Below are 19,333 nucleotides of genomic sequence, written 5' to 3'. Positions count from 1 at the left end.
ATCTAATTTAAATATCAACTTTAATTCACTATGTTTTTATCCATCTCCTTTTTCACTAAATCCTTATTAATAGATTCAATATTTAACTCTTTACTATTGAGATCATGTGCCTTTTCGCCCTTCTCATCATAAATCTCCTCAAGCAAATTCTGCAAAGAAAATTTATCATCTGCGGAAGAATCTTTATTCGAAGCTGTAGCTTTGCTCTTAGATATTTTACGTTTTTTATTCAAACTCTCAAATTCTATCTTAATTGAGGAATTTATTTTATTCAAATCTGTGTTAATAGCATTCAATATTTCTTGAGAATCTATGCTATGCTCCTTAATTTTCTTAAACTGATCAATCCTGTCATCAATAGTCTCAAAAAATAATTTCTCTTGCAACTCTTTCTGTTCCTGTTTCTTTTTCTGCTTATTCTTTATAACTTCTCTTATGCTTACTTTCTTACTCATCCCTTGATTTAAATTCAGATCTGGTATCATTCCATCTTTTATTATATCTTCGCCACTTATATCGTAACTTTGAATCTCTTCTACCTCAAAATCTGGAAGAACGTCAAACGGCATAAATGAGTCGTCATTCTCTTTATCTTCCTCAACAACGACCTTAGGAATTTCATAATCTTTTATGTTATCAAAAGGGGATTTGAGTATTTCTTCATCATCCGGCATGCTTTCAAAATATTCTTCAAAATCGACAATTGTCTTAAATTTTTCAAACTCGTTAGACCTAAGATCTATTATAGAATTTATATCTGCATGTTTATCATCTTTCACTCCAAATTCTTTATCATTCTTCTCAATAGATAAATTTTTTTGATCATCCGAAACATTTTTACTAAAATTATCATCTCTAAATTCTCTAAACTCATCTTCTATGCTCTCAAATTTTTCGTTTATCCTTCTTAAAATTTCCTCATCAGTCTGAGTTCTTATATCAATAGATAAATTATCTTCAGAATCCTTTCTATTATCTGAATTTTTATCCGTCTCCTTTTCCTTGAATGTTTCTTCGAAAACGCATATCTCCTTGTCATTATTTAAAATATTATCATTTTTAAATACAACACTTTTCTTTGGCAAATTCCTTCCAAAGTAATTCCTAAGTTTAAATTTTTGTTCATTTGAAATTTTCATTCCATACGCAGGACTTTTAACTACATCCCTTGAGGTCTCAGAATTATTCAAAACATCAACAGACTTTTTGTAATCTAAAAAATCATATTTCAATCCGCTGTTAGGTAACTCGTCAACTAATGTTTTGGCAGAATCCTCAAAGAAAACTTTTCCTGTACGCCTATCAATCATAACTCCTGTTTTTTTATTTCCAACAATTCCCGTTTGATCATCCACCACTAAATATGTATCGTCCCCATCTAGAAAATCCAATAATTCCTCAACATTGTATTTTTGATTATCCATACCTTTGTCATTTTTTTTATTCATAACACAAATTCTACCTTTCAAAAATTATTGAATTAAACAAATCATAAACTTAGAATTATTATTACCCTAAATAAATTTTTTACAAATAGAAAATTTTGTATTACTCTAAACACAATCATTTAAACTAAAATTAAGATAAGAGCTTAAAATTTGCGAAATATACGGAATAAATTATAAGTAAACCCTAATATATAAGATTTTATAAATGATGTTAAAGTTTAAAACAAACTATAGTTTCAACATGATCTGTATTGCAGAACATATCTACTCCTCTGACCTTTGAAACTTTATAACCTATAGATGTAAGTATCTTAGTATCCCTAGCCAATGTAGATACATTACAGGATATATAGACTATTTTCTTACAGTTTATCTCTCTTAATTTAAATAAAATCATTTCATCCACGCCCTTCCGTGGAGGATCTAAAATAGTCACAGTTATACCTACACCTTTTTCAACCAGATCTAAAATTACATCCTCGACTCTTCCATGGATAAATTCAATGTTTTTCACGTTATTTATTAATTTATTCTCCTCTGCATCAATAATGCTTTGCTTAACTTCTTCAACTCCATAGACTTTCTTAACTTTTTTGCTGGAGCATATACCAATAGTTCCAATACCACAATATGCATCTAAGAGTACGTCATTATATCTAAGATCAGCCATTTCGATTGAAGACAAATATAATTTTTCTGCTTGTTTTGTATTTATTTGAAAAAATGACTTACTTTGAATTCTAAAAGTAAAATCACCAATTTTATCTCTTATATATCCATCTCCATATATAACTCTCTCATAATCTCCAAGTATAACATTGGTAATCTTATCATTTACGTTGAGGACAATAGTTTTTATATTTTTATAAGTTGAACATATAAATTCAGTATAGCCACACAAAAACTCTTCATCATCTTTCGTTAATATAACTACAACCATAATTTCATTTGTATTGTATCCCTTACGTATTAATAGATATCTAAATAATCCTTTAACTTCTCCAAATCTACCATGATAATTTTCATCGTAAATTAGTATATCTTTATTTTTTATATATTCTCGAGTTTTATTTAAAATATCATTTGCTTCCTTAAACTGTATATGACAAAATCTCATATCGATAATATTATGACTTTTATTTTCATAGAAACCCGCAACTAAACGTCCATCAATATTACCGAATGGGATCTGAACCTTATTTCTGTATTCATATGGAATAGCCATTCCTTGAAATTTATCAATACATACTTCGGTGATTCCCCCTATCTTTGTTAAAGCATTTCTAATTTTATTTTCTTTAAAAGCAATTTGTTCTCTGTAATCCATGTGCTGAAGATTACATCCACCACATTTCTCATATATATCACAAATAGGAATAACTCTAAATGAGGATACAGAAAGTATTTCGACAATCTCGCCATATCCATAATTTTTATTTAATCTTTTAATAACTACCTCTATAATTTCACCAACTATAGCCTCTGGTATAAATAAAATAAATCCATATATTTTCCCAATTCCATATCCTTTGTGATTATATTTTTCAATCCTTACTATGCATTTAGTTCCCACATCTAATGACAAAGATAAAGCTCCTCTCCTTAAACTTAAAAACAATTAGCATCTATAACCTAGTTATAGATGCTAATGTCTACTGAATCAGTTGCCTAAATTAAAACTAAATCAAAATTTTTTGAAACTTCCCTATAATGATAAAACATATTGTAAAGAATTTTTGTTAATTTTAAATTATATTTTTGTTAATTTTAAATTAATTTTGTATCTTGTGTACCTTTAACATATTTGTATGACCTTCAAAATTAGCTGGAACGCTTGCAGAAATAACTACTAAGTCTCCTTTAGAAAGTTTATACGCTTTTACCGCCTTATCTACAGACAAATCTATCAACATATCCGTATTGTCAACCGTTTCCTTTATTGTTTGAGTATAAACTCCCCAATATATAGATAATATACGTGCAACTTTCTGCGTTTGAGTAATAGAAATAATTGGACACTCTGGTCTAAACTTTGATATAAATCTTGCCGTGGCACCAGATTTAGTACAAGCCAATATAACCTTAGCCCTAACCTCATTAGCTGTAGTACAAGAAAACAAAGCAATTGTAGTTGGAACATCTTTAAATTCTATTTTTAAAAGTCTTTTCCTAAGTTTGCCTTCGTAGTCTATCCCCTTTTCTGTAGTAGTAACTATCTTATCCATCATCTCATAAGCCTCTAGTGGGTATTTCCCATTTGCAGTTTCCCCACTAAGCATCACTGCATCTGTACCATCATGAATAGCATTTGCAACATCAGAAGCTTCCGCTCTCGTAGGTCTTGGATTCCTTATCATAGAATCAAGCATTTGAGTTGCGGTTATTACTACCTTTCCCTTATCATTACATCTATTTATAATATCCTTTTGCCAATACGGAAGATTCTCTATCGGAATCTCAACTCCTAAATCTCCTCTTGCAACCATAATACCATCTGATACATCTATTATTTCATCTAAATTATTTAATCCTTCCTGATTCTCAATTTTAGATATTATCTTTATGTCGTATCCTCCATTTTTATCCAAAAAGGATCTTATCTGTATTACATCATCAGCTTTTCTTATAAACGATGCAGCAACATACTCAACATCTTTACTTATTCCAAAAATCAAATCGTTCTTATCTTTTTCAGTAAGTGCTGGCAATTTAATCTTGGAATTTGGTAAGTTTACTCCTTTATTATTTGAAACCTCACCTGTATTTAAAACAGTACATTTAATTATACCTTCATCTATTTCATCAATTTGAAGTTCTACCAACCCATCATCTATTAATATTCTATTCCCAACTTTTACATCTTTATAGAGATCTTCATAAGTAACCGAACATTTAGTTGAATCCCCAAGAATGTCTTCCTTAGTATAAATCGTAAAACTGCTTCCTTGGGTTAACAAAACCTTCTCAGAAAATTTCTTAGTTCTAATTTCTGGTCCCTTTGTATCTAACATTATCCCTACATTTTTACCATTTTTAGAGCATATATCTCTAACATTATCAATTCTTGATCCATGTTCTTCAAAATCTCCATGTGAAAAGTTAAGCCTAGCTACATTCATACCTCCTTGAATCAATTTTTCTAAAATCTCATATTTTTCACTAGAAGGTCCTATTGTACAAACTATTTTTGTCTTTCTCATAAACCAAACACCCCTTTTTGATACAAAACTATCAAACTAATTTATTAATAAGATCATACAGATCTTTATCAAACTTCTTCTCTACCCGTAATGCATCCTCGATATCCATATCAAATACTAAATTATCCTTTATTCCAACGACTTTTGCACAACATCTATCCTTTAACAGAATATCCACTGCTCTCCTACCCATTAAAGACGCCATGACCCTATCCCTTGCTGTAGGTATTCCTCCACGTTGAATATGTCCAAGCACCGTAGCCCTAGTATCCAAGCCAGTTTCTTCATAAATATATCTTTTAAGCTCATCTGCACTACCAGCACCCTCAGCTAATATTATAAGACTGTGTAATTTATTTTTACTCTTACCATCTAAAATATGCTTACAAAGCTCTTCCCTATTGAAAGGATACTCTGGTACAATAACGGCTTCAGCCCCTCCAGCAAGAGCAGAATACAAGGCTAAATCCCCGCAGTTCCTTCCCATAACTTCAACTATACTAACCCTTTCATGCGAACTAGATGTATCCCTAAGTTTCCTAACAGAATCTAGTATTGTATTTAAAGCAGTGTCAAAACCTATAGTATAATCTGTATAGGGTAAATCATTATCGATCGTACCTGGTATACCAACGGTTGATATACCTAGCTTTGATAACAATTGTGCACCCATGAAAGATCCATCCCCACCAACAACAACTAATCCTTCTACTCCTTTACTCTTTAGTATATTAAAAGCCTGTTTTCTAACTTCCTCATGTTTAAATTCCAGACATCTAGCTGTTTTTAAAAATGTTCCTCCCCTGTCTATTATATCCGATACAGAACGCCTATTTAGAATCTCTATTTCTTCATGCAAAACCCCATGATATCCTCTATGTATGCCTAAAACTTCCGTTCCAATACTTAAAGCATACCTAACAACCGACCTAACAGCTGCATTCATTCCTGGAGCATCTCCTCCACTCGTAAGAACTGCTATTCTCTTCATAGACAAACACCTTCCATTTCCCATTATTTATTCATAAAAACTATTCTTACAAATTCTTGAGAAAATAGTTTATTTAACTTGCAAATAGAATCATCATTTAAAGTTACATTATAATTATCATTCAATTTAAAACTTTTCTTTGTGTCTAATAAATAAAAAAATATACCTGTATTCCCTTTATTTTCATGCGACAATGTTCTTATTTTAACAAATGAACTTTCAATATCATTCACACTTTTAACTAATACATACAATTTAAATCGCTCACCTTCATCAATTCCCAATATATTATTGACTATAACTTTCACATCATCTCCATCTCTTTTTAACACACCTTTTATTATAACAATATTATCGTTATTTATTAAATAATTAAATTTATCATACACCTTAGGAAAAACTACACACTCAATAGAAAAATATCTATCTTCTAAATAAAAAACAGACATCATAGAATTATTTTTTGTTACTATTTTTCTTAAATCTCTTACAATTCCTCCTATAACAATATTCTCTTCCTTCATTAAATTTTCTTCTATTTCTTTATAATAAGTTATGGAACCTGTAGAAATTTTATTTATTAATTCAATATATTTATCAGTTGGATGGCCTGATATATACAAACCTAAAACCTCTTTTTCAAATACTAGATTTTTATCATAATCATCTTGTAAATAGTTACTTTTGTCAGCACTTAATGCACTATTATTATCAATCATGTTAAATAAACTTATCTGTCCTTCAATATTTTTTTTAATCTCTAAATTCATACCATCAATTATTTTCTCAAAACTACATAAAAGCTGAACCCTAGGAACATCAAATACATCTAAAGCTCCAGATTTTATAATACATTCAATAGACTTTTTATTAATAGAATTTTTAATACATGCTCTGAAAAAGTCATATTCATTTTTGAATTTTCCATATTTTTCTCTATAATAAACAATTTTTTCACAAACATTCAATCCTAAATTTTTAATTGCAGATAGACCAAAAAATATATCCTCTCCGTCCACAATAAAATATTTATCACTGTTATTAATACATGGAGGATGTATATTTATATTCAATGCATTTCCAAATCTTATATACTCACAAACCTTATCTGTATTGCTTATAAAACTATTCAATAATGCACATATATACTCACTTTTATAATATTTCATTAAGTAAGCCGTTTCATATGCCACAACTGCATATGCAGCAGCATGACTTTTATTAAATGCATACGACGCAAAATGGACCATTTGATCAAAAATCTTGTGTGCAATTTCTTCTTTTATTCCCTTTTTTATGCATCCTGGTATACTCTCTTCTCCATCTTCAAATACCCCGTAAACAAAATTTTTCCTCTCTTTTTCCATTTCCTCATATCTCTTTTTAGCCATAACTCTCCTGACTAAATCACTTCTGCCAAGGGAGTATCCAGATAACTTTTGTACTATTTCCATTACCTGCTCTTGATAAACTATAACACCATATGTAACGTTTAAAATACTTCTTAGTTCCTCTGTCAAATATTCTATATCATTAGGTGAATTCTTATTTTTTATGTAATTTGGTATCTCATCCATAGGTCCTGGTCTGTATAAACTTATTCCTGCTATTATATCTTCGAGAGAATTAGGTTTTAAATCCTTCATGAAACTTGTCATGCCATGAGACTCAAGTTGAAAAACTCCACAAGTGTTTCCATCACTTAACATCTTAAAAACTCTCTTATCATTAAAATCTATTTTGTCTAAATCGACAGCTACCTTTTTATTCTTCTCGATTATTTTTATGCAGTCATTTATAACTGTCAAAGTTCTTAGTCCTAAAAAATCCATTTTTAAAAGACCAATTTCTTCAAGATTAGACATGGTAAATTGGGTAACAAGCATATTCTCATTTTGCTGTACAGGAACTAAATTTGTTAAATCTTCAGGACTTATAATAACACCTGCTGCATGAATAGAAGTGTGTCTCGGAAGACCTTCAAGTTTTTTCGATACATCTATTAATTTCCTAACTCTGTCATTATGTTTATACATATCGTTTAATTCTTTATTATACAAAAGCGCTAAATCAATAGTTATATTTAACATATTAGGTATCATTTTAGCTATCTTATCAACTTCTCCATAACTATAATCCATGGCTCTCCCTACATCTCTAATACAAGCCTTTGCAGCCATTGTACCAAATGTTATTATATGAGATACATTATTTTTACCATACTTACCTGAAACATACTCGATTACTTCCTGCCTTCTTTCATTACAAAAATCCGAATCTATATCTGGCATAGAAATTCTTTCAGGATTCAAAAACCTCTCAAAAATCAATCCATATCTTATAGGATCTATTTTCGTGATATTTAAAACATAAGCAACTATAGAACCTGCAACGCTCCCTCTACCTGGTCCTGTCGGTATTTGATTTTCATTAGAAAATTTTATAAAATCCCAAACTATTAAAAAATAATCTACAAACCCCATAGAGTTTATAAGATCCAATTCATACATCAGGCGTTTTTTCAAAACTTCTTTTGCACTATTTGTATTTTCATCAATTTCCACAAATAAACTTTTAATCTCAGAATCGTTTAAAATATCTACATTGTTAAATTTAATTTTCTCATATTCAAATTCTTTGTATTTAGATATTAGACCTAAATAACACAATCGTTTTAAATATTCAAATCTATCTAAGTTATTATCCATCACATATTTGGGAGCTAAATTCTTTCCAAACTCATATTCAAAATTACACTTTTCGCTTATTTTTACCGTATTCTTTAAAGCATCCTCGTGCATACTAAACAACTCATTCATCTCTTCCTTGGATTTTAAATAAAACTCTTGTCCTTCATATTTCATCCTATTTGTTTGTTGTATATTTGAAGAGGTCTGTATGCATATTAAGACATCATGTGACTCCGAATCACTCTTCTCTATGTAATGAACATCATTCGTCGCAACAAGATCTACTGAAAATTCTTTGGAAAATTCAACAAGAAATTTATTTACTTTTAGCTGATTGGGGATACCATGGTTTTGGAGCTCTAAATAAAAATCTTCTCCGAAGATATCCTTATATGTACACACTAGCTTCTTCGCATTTTCAATATCATCTCTAAGTATATACTTAGAGATTCCTCCGCTTAAACAAGCACTTAACGCAATCAATCCTTCAGAATATTCCCTTAAAATCTCAATATCAACTCTTGGTTTATAATAAAATCCTTCTAAAAATGAAGTACTAACTATCTTCAAAAGATTCTTATATCCAACTTCATTTTTTACAAGCAAAACTAAATGAGTTATAAAGTTGTCCTTATCTACATTTTTTATATGCATAGATTTATTAGCTACATAAATTTCACATCCTATAATAGGCTTAATTCCATATTGTTTACAAATTTTATAAAATTCAATGCACCCGTACATAACACCATGATCTGTTATAGCAATGGATTTCATATCAAGCTCTTTTGCTTTACTCACCAAATCTCTAATTTTACAAGACGAATCTAATAAACTAAATTCCGTATGGACATGTAAATGCACAAAATCATTCATAAAAATCTACATCCTTATCTTCACACTAACGAATTGATTTTATCACAAAAACTTTAAAATCCTAAATGATTTTTCATTTAGGATTTTAAGGTTTTTTAAGTCTCGAAATTTACATTATATTTCTCCATCCACATATTTAATTGAATCAAGTATGCTATTAATTGAGGACCTCTCATAAGTTGTCCAAACCAAGGTTTATTATAAGACATGCCTCTACTATCAACGAGTTCTTTAATATTTTTTTCATTTATCAACTCAAATATTGGATTTGATTTATCGCTCAATATGCTTTTCATCTTTTCACAAACCAAATCAGTATACAAACTACTCTGTGTTTTGGGATATGGACTCTTCTTTCTATCAACTATCGCATTAGGTAAAAATTTCCTTGAAGCCTCTCTAAGTATACCTTTTTCCCTCATATTAAAAAATTTAATTCTACTAGGTATATTATAAGCATACTCAACAAGATTTTTATCTGCAAATGGTACTCTTATTTCTATACTATTAGCCATGCTCATCCTGTCTTTTCTATTCAAGAGAGTTACCATAAACCACTTTATATTTAATAATGTCATCCTCCTAATAGCAATATCAGATTCAGAATCACTATCAAGGTAACTAAAATTTTTAAAAGTTTCATCAAATCTATATTTAATATAAGAATCAAAGTCCATTTCATTAACAAAACCATTAAAGAGTTTTTTGCGTTCTCCAGAAAATCTACTCCAAGGAAATGTTTTCATATTTAAGTCTACCTTATCTAAGTACCAAGGATATCCTCCAAATATTTCATCTGCACACTCACCAGAAAACCCAACGGTTCCATAATTTTTAACTTCCCTGCAAAACAAATAAAGGGAGGAATCAATATCTGCCATTGTAGGAATATCGCTTGCAATCAACGAATCCTCAAGAAAATAGAACAAATCTTGATTATTTATAACTATAATTCTATTGTTAGACTTTATTTTATCATTTATAATCTTTACAAATTCTTTATCTCCATTAATTTCAAATTCATTACTTTTAAAGTCCTTATCATAATCAACATAATCTACAGTGAATGTATCCAGTATTTCACCTTTTTTACCAAGCTCATTACACAAAACAGAACATATTAGAGATGAATCAATTCCACCAGATAAAAATCCGAATATCTTTCTATCTGATATCATTTGATTTTTTATAATTTCCTCCAACAATTCTATTAACCTCTCACTAGTATCGGCAACACTTAACTTATGTTCATATGCCTTTACTCTCCAATATTCTCTGATATGAATTTCATTTTTAGAAACTATTAAATAGTGAGCAGGAGGAACTTCCTTTATATCTTTAAAAATTCCTTGTCCTGGACTTCTACTAGGTCCTAAACTCAAAATATCAAGTAACCCTTCCTTTGAAACTACACTTGTAACCATAGGATGTCTGAGCAACGCTTTAATTTCAGATGCAAATATAAAATAGTCATCCTTTGTGGAATAAAAAAGAGGCTTAACACCCAAATGGTCTCGAGCCGCAAATATGTTTTGTTTTTGTTCATCGAATATAGCAAACGCAAAAATGCCATTTAATAAATTCACGCAATCCTCTTTATAATGTATATAACTAAAAAGAATTATTTCCGTATCAGAATAACTACTAAAATCATATCCTTCTTTGATTAATTTATCCTTTAAGTATTTAGTATTGTAAATTTCACCATTATACACAATTGTATATTTGAATCCATTATGAACTCTCGTCATAGGCTGACTTCCACCGATAGGATCTACAATTGAAAGCCTTCTGTGAGCAAAAATCACATTTTTATTTCTATAATAATTATGACTATCTGGTCCTCTGTGAATTAAAGACTTACTCATACAAACTATATAATTAAACTCATCGTCAATATCCTTTTTAAAATTAGAAAATCCAGTTATTCCACACATAAATAACCTCTCTCATATTAAATTTGTATATACTAATATTTTATATTATGGTTTCATAATTTTTTTGATACTATAAAATAAAATTTCGCCTTTTTGAAACAAACTATAATGGATTGTATGATAAGTATTTGATATGACCATAAACAAGTGCTATTACTCTGCTCGATGAAATTAAAAAACAATGGGTATTTAGCTTATTAAACTAAATACCCATTACTACATTTGTCAATTCCCTCAACAAATGCTATATAACTGTAGTTTTACTACTTTTTCAAGAACAAACCGCATCGAAACATTCTGTACCTTTTCAAAATAAATCTTACTACTCGCTATTTATACTCATATATGTATCTATCTATAAAATCCAAGTTTACATCTTTAAATAAAGTCCAAACTTCTCTATGCTCAATATAATTACCACAAGATAAATTATACAGAACTGAATTAGATATCATTTGTATGCTGTCTCTAGAGATAAATGCCTCATAAACGCATCCATTGTTGGGATACCCTAATTTTTCAGATTGTATATCAAACTCCTTAACAAACATCTCTCTATCGCTATAATACAGAGCATAATGTAAACTGTCATTAAAACCTATCCTAAAATCTTTTATATTATCTTCACAAGTTTTCATAGCAACGTATCTTTCTCCAAAATATACTCTGGAATCCTTCAAATTCGAATAAGGCCAAAGCACAAAACACGACCTAGGTAAATTCATATTGCCACTTTTGCATATGGGAATAATTTGTATACCTTCCCTATTCATTGATGTGACGCCAGATATGGATACGTCGATATCAAATAAATTTAAAGAATAAACTCTATGTAATACAACTATCTTAGATGACTCAAATTCAAAATATACTTCCATAACCCTCTGAGTTTTAGTATCACTTTCAACAGCTTGTATAAACCTTACTCCATGTGGAATTAATTCATATTTAACTTCCCCATCATTTGATACCAATAAACTTTTACTATTAGTCGCATACTCTAATGTATGACCACCTATACCTATATTAATCTCCTCATCTAAATTACTAAGAATTTCACTTTCTTTGAAATGATTTTTGCCCCCAATATATCCATATTTGGCAATCCTAAGTCCATATTCAATAGTTACAATAATCTCAACCACATCATTTGCTATCCTCAAACACTTTCCATAATTCCTATAACTTATCTCCAAAATATTCAATTTATCCATAAAAACTCCCACGTGATTTAAAATATAAATCATATACTAACTATTCTAAAAGTCACACACTTACACAAATTTATCTTCTAAGTTTACCAGCTATTTGTTCAATTTTTTTAAGTCTATGAGATACACCGGATTTACCTATAGGGGGAATCAAAAATTTTCCCAAGTCCTTAAGCGACATTTCCTTATGCTTAAGTCTAATCTCCGCAATCTCTCTCAAATTTTTAGGCAATTTATTCATACCAATAACTTCGTCTATGAGCATAATTGCTTGAACATGTCTAACCGACGCTATTATCATTTTATCTTCATTAGCCTCAATGCAATTCTTAATCCTATTTTTGTTGTTACTATATTCTTTTTTAACTCTGATATCTTCAAATTCCAGAACTGCATTGTGAGCTCCCATAATACTAAATACTTTAGAAATATTATCAGATTCTTTGATATAAACTGTATAACACTTTTTTCTCTTTATAATTTTACTATTTAAACCGTATTGGTTCAAGTAACCCATAAAATTCACACCTAAGTTCTCATCTTGAAAAACAAACTCAAGATGATAACCCTTTTGAGGATTACTCACACTACCACATACAAGAAAGATTCCCTTTATAAAACTCTTACCATCAATTAAACTACCAACATTTTCCATATTTAACGTACTTAATTCTACTAATGCACTGAGAAAAAAATCTCTAACATTAGAGCAAACTTCAAAAACATATTTGCTATCTTCTGAAAAGTAATTGCATCCATTACTATATAAAATATTTTCTTTATTTATATGCTCAGAAAAAATTCTCTCAATGTATTTTACTATATTCTTATTTTCACTTTCAATTCTAAAATATATCTCATGTACACCTCGTGTCATAAATACATCTAAAACATTCAAAATAGCTACAACTTCACCTAATGCATTATTATAAAATTTTGGAATACAATCATAAAGTTCATTTTTCACATTGGATGAAAATGTCATAAAATATCACCTTAATCATTCAAAAATACAAATTAGAGTTTATGATATCTTTCACTATACATGCAAGTTTATTATGATCATGACGTATAAGATTGTTCTCTAACTTTACCAAATCATCTTTAACAACAACTATATTTAATTTACTTAATTTGATATAATCACAAACCACTTGTTCTGAATTATTACACTCATACTTTCCCAAGATATCTTCATCTAACACTCTATCATTAGCTATCACATAATCAATACTGGAAATATTGGTATTCCTGAATATAGCATCGACATGGTCAGACAACGTATAACCATCTGTTTCACCAGGTTGAGTCATTATATTTGATATATAAACCTTCAATCCCCTACTTTTATTTAACGCATCACACATTTCTTTTATTTTTAAATTAGGTAGAATACTTGTATAAAGGCTTCCAGGACCTAATATAATTATATCAGCATTTAAAACTTCATTAACACAATCCTTCAGAGGTTTTATAATATCTGGGACTATAAATATGTTTTTTATACCCGTATTTTTTTTCAGTACCTCACAAGGTATTTTAGACTCACCTTCGACGAAGGTACCGTCAAGAAGTTCTGCCTTTATAATCATATCTTCCGTAGTAACCGGCAATACCTTTCCTGTTATTGCAAGAACCTCACTAGTTTTCTTAATTGCATCTTCAAAATTACCTGTAATTCCAATCATTGCAGCTATAAAGAGATTACCAAAATTTTGATTCTTAAGATTACCTTCCGTAAATCTATATCTCAAAAGTTCCTTCATTATAGGTTCAGTATTGGCTAAAGATATTAAACAACTTCTTATATCACCCGGAGGAAGTATTCCAAGCTCATCCCTCAACACACCAGAACCACCTCCATCGTCAGCAACCGTAACAATAGCCACTACATCGCTCGTTATCTTTTTTAATCCTCTCAAAATATTTGATATTCCAGTTCCCCCACCAATAACTACAATTTTAAACTCATTATCTAAATTACTAACTAAATCCACTTAAAGTCTCCCAAAATAATTATAAGTTTCTTTCTAGATCTCGATGTTCAATTATCAACTTATACTTTCCACATTTCTCCAGATATGAATAAATTTCTTGAGATATAACAACCGATCTATGCTTACCACCAGTACAACCTATACCTATAACCAAATGTTTCCTACCTTCCTTTACGTAGTTCGGTAATAAAAACTCTACTAAATCATACACCTTGTTCAAAAAAATACTCGATGTTTCTTTACTTAAAACAAATTCTCTTATATTATTATCCAATCCACAAAAGTCCTTCAGATCAGGTTTATAGAATGGATTTTCTATAAACCTAACGTCGAAAGTCAAATCACACTCTATAGGTATACCATATTTGTACCCAAATGATATTACCTCTATTATAAAGGTATCATCAATATACTCACCTAATATAAATTGCTTTACTCTCTCCTTTAATTCCCTAACCTTTAAATTCGAAGTATCTATAACTAAGTTTGATCTATTTTTTAAAAACTCAATCTTACTACGCTCTTTTAAAATACCATTGAGAATTTTACCATCATAAGACAAAGGATGCAATCTACGTGTCTCTTTAAATCTCCTGACCAAAACCTCATTTGAACAATCGAGAAATAGTATCCTACAATCTATAAAATTAACTCTAAACCATTCTAAAATATTATCTATGTAATCAAAAAACTGCCTCCCCCGTATGTCTGTAACAAAAGCTGCCTTAGTAACATTCCCATTAGCTTGTTTGCAAATTTCTCCAAATTTTTGCACAAATTGTAATGGCATATTATCAACACAAAAATATCCTAAATCTTCTATAACTCGTATGACTTCTGTTTTACCAGCACCTGACAGCCCAGTCACTATTACAAATTCCACTCGATTTAGTCCTCCCCCACAATTTTAACTTCAAGCTCCAATTTAACTTTAAATACATCATAAACCTTACATCTAACTATATCAATTAATTCCAAAATTTCCTTTGAATTAGCTCCTGACTTATTTATTATAAATCCACAATGTTTATCAGAAACCATAACATTCTTGTGCGTATATCCCCTAAGTCCTGAATCTTGTATAAGTTTACTCGCAAAATATCCGTTAGGTCTTTTAAACACACTCCCTGCTGAAGGATACTCAAGAGGCTGCTTTAGATTTCTCTTATACATGAGATCATCAATATTTTTCCTTATCTCACATTTATTACCTAACTCAAGTATTATATCACAACTAATTATGAAATAATCTATACCAAATATTATGGTTTTTCTGTAACCAAATTCTATACCATCTCTATGGACAGAATGAATATTACCCATCGAATCAATAACCTTAACTTTATGTACAACATCACCAATTTCCCCTCCATAGGCCCCTGCATTCATGATTATACCCCCACCTATAGTTCCAGGTATACCACAAGCAAACTCAAATCCCTTTAGTGAGTTTTCACAAGCGACATTAGAAATATCACATAGTTTTGTTCCTGCATCAACACTTATAATATTTTCATTGACTGATATATTATTTAATTTTGTTAAATTTATGACTATGCCCCTGATCCCACCGTCTTTAACTATAATATTGGAACCGAGCCCCAATATAAAATATGGTATATTCTCCGATATAACTTTTTTTATAATACTTACAAATTCAAACTCAGTTTCCGGAAATACCATTATATCACATGGTCCCCCAGTCTTAAATGTTGTATGATTTGCCATTAGCTCATTTTCTCTGATATTATCATCTTTTAAAAATTCTTTCAGAAAACGTACTAAATTTCTACATTTGTCTTCCATACCTAATGTACTCTCCTAACCAATTTATTTATTATTTTTAAAAAATTCTATAAGAGAATAACTGGACCTTATATCCATACTTGGAACCTTCATAAGTTCCTCTAAAGATGCATTTTTTATGGAGTCAATATTTTTAAAATACAGTAATAGCTCTTTCCTTCTTTTGCTACCTATATTGGGAATCTCACTTAATATAGATGCAAACCCTCTCTTATCCCTAAGAGTTCTGTGATATGCCACCGCATATCTATGCACTTCATCTTGCACTCTAGTTATAAACTTCATTACAATTGAATTTATATTTACGTCTATTTCTACATTCTTATATATAATTCCCCGTGTTCTATGTTTATCATCCTTAACCATACCACAAACTGGAATATTTAAATCCATTTCATTAAATAATTCTTCAATTACATTAACGTGTCCTCGTCCACCATCTATCAAAACTAAATCCGGAAAAATATGAAACTTACCCACTTTATCTTGAATTTCCTGTTCATTTATACAATTCGCTTCCTTAATACCTCTATAAAATCTTCTATATACAACTTGTTTAATACTTTCATAATCATTACTTCTATCAACATTATTTATCCTAAATCTTCTATATTCAGTATTGTGCGGCAATCCATTAGTAAAAACTACCATACTACCTACAGAATCAAAACCCATAATATTGGATACATCATATGCTTCTATTCTATGTAAGTTAGATCTTATATTTAAAATATTTGCTAATTCACTTAAATATTCATTGTTGTTATCAATAAAATTACTTATTTTTCGAAGACTAAATCTTTTAAGCATCATCTTAGCATTTACACCAACTAAATCATATAATTTTTTCTTATCACCTTTTTTAGGAGTTATAAATTTAACCTTCTTTCCTGACCTTATATTCATCCATTTTTCAATATTATCTCTATCAAAAAAGTTTGGACAATATATATAGTTAGGTATTTTAGCAGTACCTCCATAAAAACTTTTTATAAATTGTCCTGTCATAATCTCCAACGTGTCATCCTTTACATTCTCTAATATAAAATGATCTCTTCCAACTACCCTGCCATCTCTGACAAAAAAGACTTGTACACAAGCATAATTACCATCCTTAAATATATTAATATAATCCTCCAATCCATAGTTACCTAAAAATATCCTCTGCTTCTCAAAAACTGAACTTATATTAAAAATTTTTTCTCTAACTAATATAGCTTTTTCATAGTCTAAATTCTCAGAATAAAAATTCATTTGTTCCTCTAAATTTTTTATTAACTTATGTTTATTTTTACCTGATAAAACATCTATAACATCTTTAACAATTTTACCATAGTCTTTCTTAGATATGAGATTATAACAAGGTGCATCACATTTTTTAATCTGGTAGTAAACACATGGTTTACAAGATATAACTCCACTTTTTATTAATATCTTACAACTTCTAATAGAGAATATATTTTTTATCGTATTTATGATATCATTTACCGCACTACCAGATGCGAATGGTCCAAAATACAAATTTCCATCCTTTACATAATTTTTAGTTGAAAATACTCTAGGAAAATCTTCATTCGTAGTCACCTTTATAAAAGGGTAAGTTTTATCATCTTTTAAAAGAATATTATATCGGGGAGTATACTTTTTTATTAAATTATTTTCAAGTATTAATGCCTCAACCTCATTTTGTGTAATTATATACTCAAACTCGCTAATGTTATTCACTAGAACCTTAGTTTTTTCACTATGACTTTGAAAGTTTTGAAAATACTGAGACACTCTCCTCTTCAAATCCTTAGCTTTACCAACATATATAATTTTAGACTCAAAATCTTTCATCATATACACACCTGGTAAATTAGGCAAAATACTAATGTTATACTTTATATCAAACATCTTATACCTCCCAAAAATCTTTTAAGATCTAATTTAATAAATCAATATCTTTTTTCATCACCTCATCAACTATGTTTTAAGTTATATTCCTTCCCTCTCTACCGTACTCAACTATAACAGCTAGGGAAAAACCCAAGAATAAGAACTGTCATCCAAACCGTCTTTTTTATGATCTTATATGCCTATTTCACCATATATACTCATTTACATTGACTTAACAATGTGAAATAAATTATTAGTAACAATACACTCTCATATAAGATTCTATATTTTCTTCGATATACCATTCTCACGACCCTAATCAAATCTTGAGATTTGAACTTTTTTAACGTATTTCCTTTATAATCTAAAGTATCCAAAAAAAATTAATAATATAAGGAATATTCAAAATTTAATCATTAACAATACCACTTGAAACCATAATAATCAAAATAAGAATGAACATTAACGGTAACTGAATTATTTACAATTTATGCTTGTAACACAACTTCACTATCCCTAATTTCTGAAAAGTAACTTCTCGAAATCCTTATTCCATCTAAGGTTATATCTTTATTAAAATAAAACTTTTTATTATATTCTTTCATTTTTATGGAAAACAGCATTAAAAAATGTCTTACTGGAACCAGTAAGACATTTCTCAATATTAATGTATTCATCTACATTTTCCAATTCTTAGTTCCCTAAATTTTCATTATCGTTGAAAACTTTCCATAATAAAATAGACCTCTAACTATATTTCAACCGTTGCTGAAATTATAATTTTAAAAATTGATTCTAGGACATACATAACCTTTGTAGATCTACTTTTAAAAAGAGAATCTTTACTTTTATAAACTTCCTTCTAAATATTATTTACGCAATTGAAATCAAAAAAGTTTGTTAATCACGGACTATATCCATCTCATAAAAAGATTTAAAATCAAAATTGCTCTTTTTTATTACTCCATAAAATGAAGTGACCATATTCTTGGATGTGTATATGTATAAACTTGATACTCGCATCTAATAAATTATTATAATTTAAAAATTTTCAAAAAACTCGATAAAAAAACTCTCTAGATTACTTAATATATTTATCCATATCTTTCAACTCCAAACATGCTTTGTATTCCACTATAATATCCTGTGGAGCACAAAATATTCCCCATAATTTTCTTATTTATCACTGACATCATCAGTGCATATTAAAATCTTATACTCTTATAATTACTTAACCTCCTACATATTTGTTTTTACACAATCTTCTATTTATTCCATATTTGGAATAGTTATCACATT

General features: G+C 29.3%; 13 protein-coding genes. All 13 read right to left on the bottom strand.

Annotated features, from left to right (window positions below):
* Nucleotides 1–20: 20 nt before the first annotated feature.
* Nucleotides 21–1,448: a hypothetical protein gene (locus AALI31_RS00315; protein ID WP_489884533.1), complete on the bottom strand. Its 1,428-nt coding sequence runs from the start codon at nt 1,446–1,448 to the stop codon at nt 21–23.
* A gap of 211 nt (nt 1,449–1,659) precedes the next feature.
* Nucleotides 1,660–3,033, bottom strand: a complete 1,374-nt coding sequence (gene rlmD, locus AALI31_RS00310; protein WP_489884532.1) for a 23S rRNA (uracil(1939)-C(5))-methyltransferase RlmD — start codon at nt 3,031–3,033, stop codon at nt 1,660–1,662.
* A 187-nt stretch (nt 3,034–3,220) separates the two neighbouring features.
* The gene (gene pyk / locus AALI31_RS00305; RefSeq protein WP_489884531.1) at nt 3,221–4,648 is read right to left on the bottom strand and encodes a pyruvate kinase; all 1,428 of its coding nucleotides are present in this window, start codon (nt 4,646–4,648) and stop codon (nt 3,221–3,223) included.
* Between the two features lie 31 nt (nt 4,649–4,679).
* A complete protein-coding gene (gene pfkA, locus AALI31_RS00300; protein ID WP_489884530.1) occupies nt 4,680–5,639 on the bottom strand; it encodes a 6-phosphofructokinase in 960 nt (319 codons plus the stop codon).
* Nucleotides 5,640–5,662: 23 nt separating this feature from the next.
* On the bottom strand, nt 5,663–9,205 hold the full coding sequence (locus tag AALI31_RS00295) for a DNA polymerase III subunit alpha (protein ID WP_489884529.1): 3,543 nt from the start codon (nt 9,203–9,205) through the stop codon (nt 5,663–5,665).
* A 95-nt stretch (nt 9,206–9,300) separates the two neighbouring features.
* Nucleotides 9,301–11,142, bottom strand: coding sequence for an asparagine synthase (glutamine-hydrolyzing) (gene asnB, locus AALI31_RS00290; protein WP_489884528.1), 1,842 nt, complete (start codon nt 11,140–11,142; stop codon nt 9,301–9,303).
* Between the two features lie 329 nt (nt 11,143–11,471).
* On the bottom strand, nt 11,472–12,356 hold the full coding sequence (locus AALI31_RS00285) for a hypothetical protein (protein WP_489884527.1): 885 nt from the start codon (nt 12,354–12,356) through the stop codon (nt 11,472–11,474).
* A gap of 70 nt (nt 12,357–12,426) precedes the next feature.
* On the bottom strand, nt 12,427–13,338 hold the full coding sequence (gene whiA / locus AALI31_RS00280; RefSeq protein ID WP_489884526.1) for a DNA-binding protein WhiA: 912 nt from the start codon (nt 13,336–13,338) through the stop codon (nt 12,427–12,429).
* Nucleotides 13,339–13,357: 19 nt separating this feature from the next.
* Entirely contained in the window at nt 13,358–14,350 is a 993-nt protein-coding gene (locus AALI31_RS00275; protein ID WP_489884525.1) for a gluconeogenesis factor YvcK family protein, read from the bottom strand.
* A gap of 19 nt (nt 14,351–14,369) precedes the next feature.
* Nucleotides 14,370–15,233, bottom strand: coding sequence for an RNase adapter RapZ (gene rapZ, locus AALI31_RS00270; RefSeq protein WP_489884524.1), 864 nt, complete (start codon nt 15,231–15,233; stop codon nt 14,370–14,372).
* Nucleotides 15,234–15,238: 5 nt separating this feature from the next.
* Entirely contained in the window at nt 15,239–16,156 is a 918-nt protein-coding gene (gene murB, locus AALI31_RS00265; protein WP_489884523.1) for a UDP-N-acetylmuramate dehydrogenase, read from the bottom strand.
* A gap of 24 nt (nt 16,157–16,180) precedes the next feature.
* Nucleotides 16,181–18,052, bottom strand: a complete 1,872-nt coding sequence (gene uvrC, locus AALI31_RS00260; RefSeq protein ID WP_489884522.1) for an excinuclease ABC subunit UvrC — start codon at nt 18,050–18,052, stop codon at nt 16,181–16,183.
* 470 nt (nt 18,053–18,522) lie between these two features.
* Nucleotides 18,523–18,711 carry a hypothetical protein gene (locus AALI31_RS00255; RefSeq protein ID WP_489884521.1) on the bottom strand — a complete coding sequence of 63 codons (189 nt, stop codon included), beginning with the start codon at nt 18,709–18,711 and terminating at the stop codon, nt 18,523–18,525.
* Between the last annotated feature and the right edge of the window lie 622 nt (nt 18,712–19,333).

The sequence above is a fragment of the Anisomitus miae (SeqCode) genome (assembly GCF_054906395.1).
Note: the sequence above shows the minus strand (reverse complement) of the source record. Positions and strands in the feature narration are given on the sequence as shown.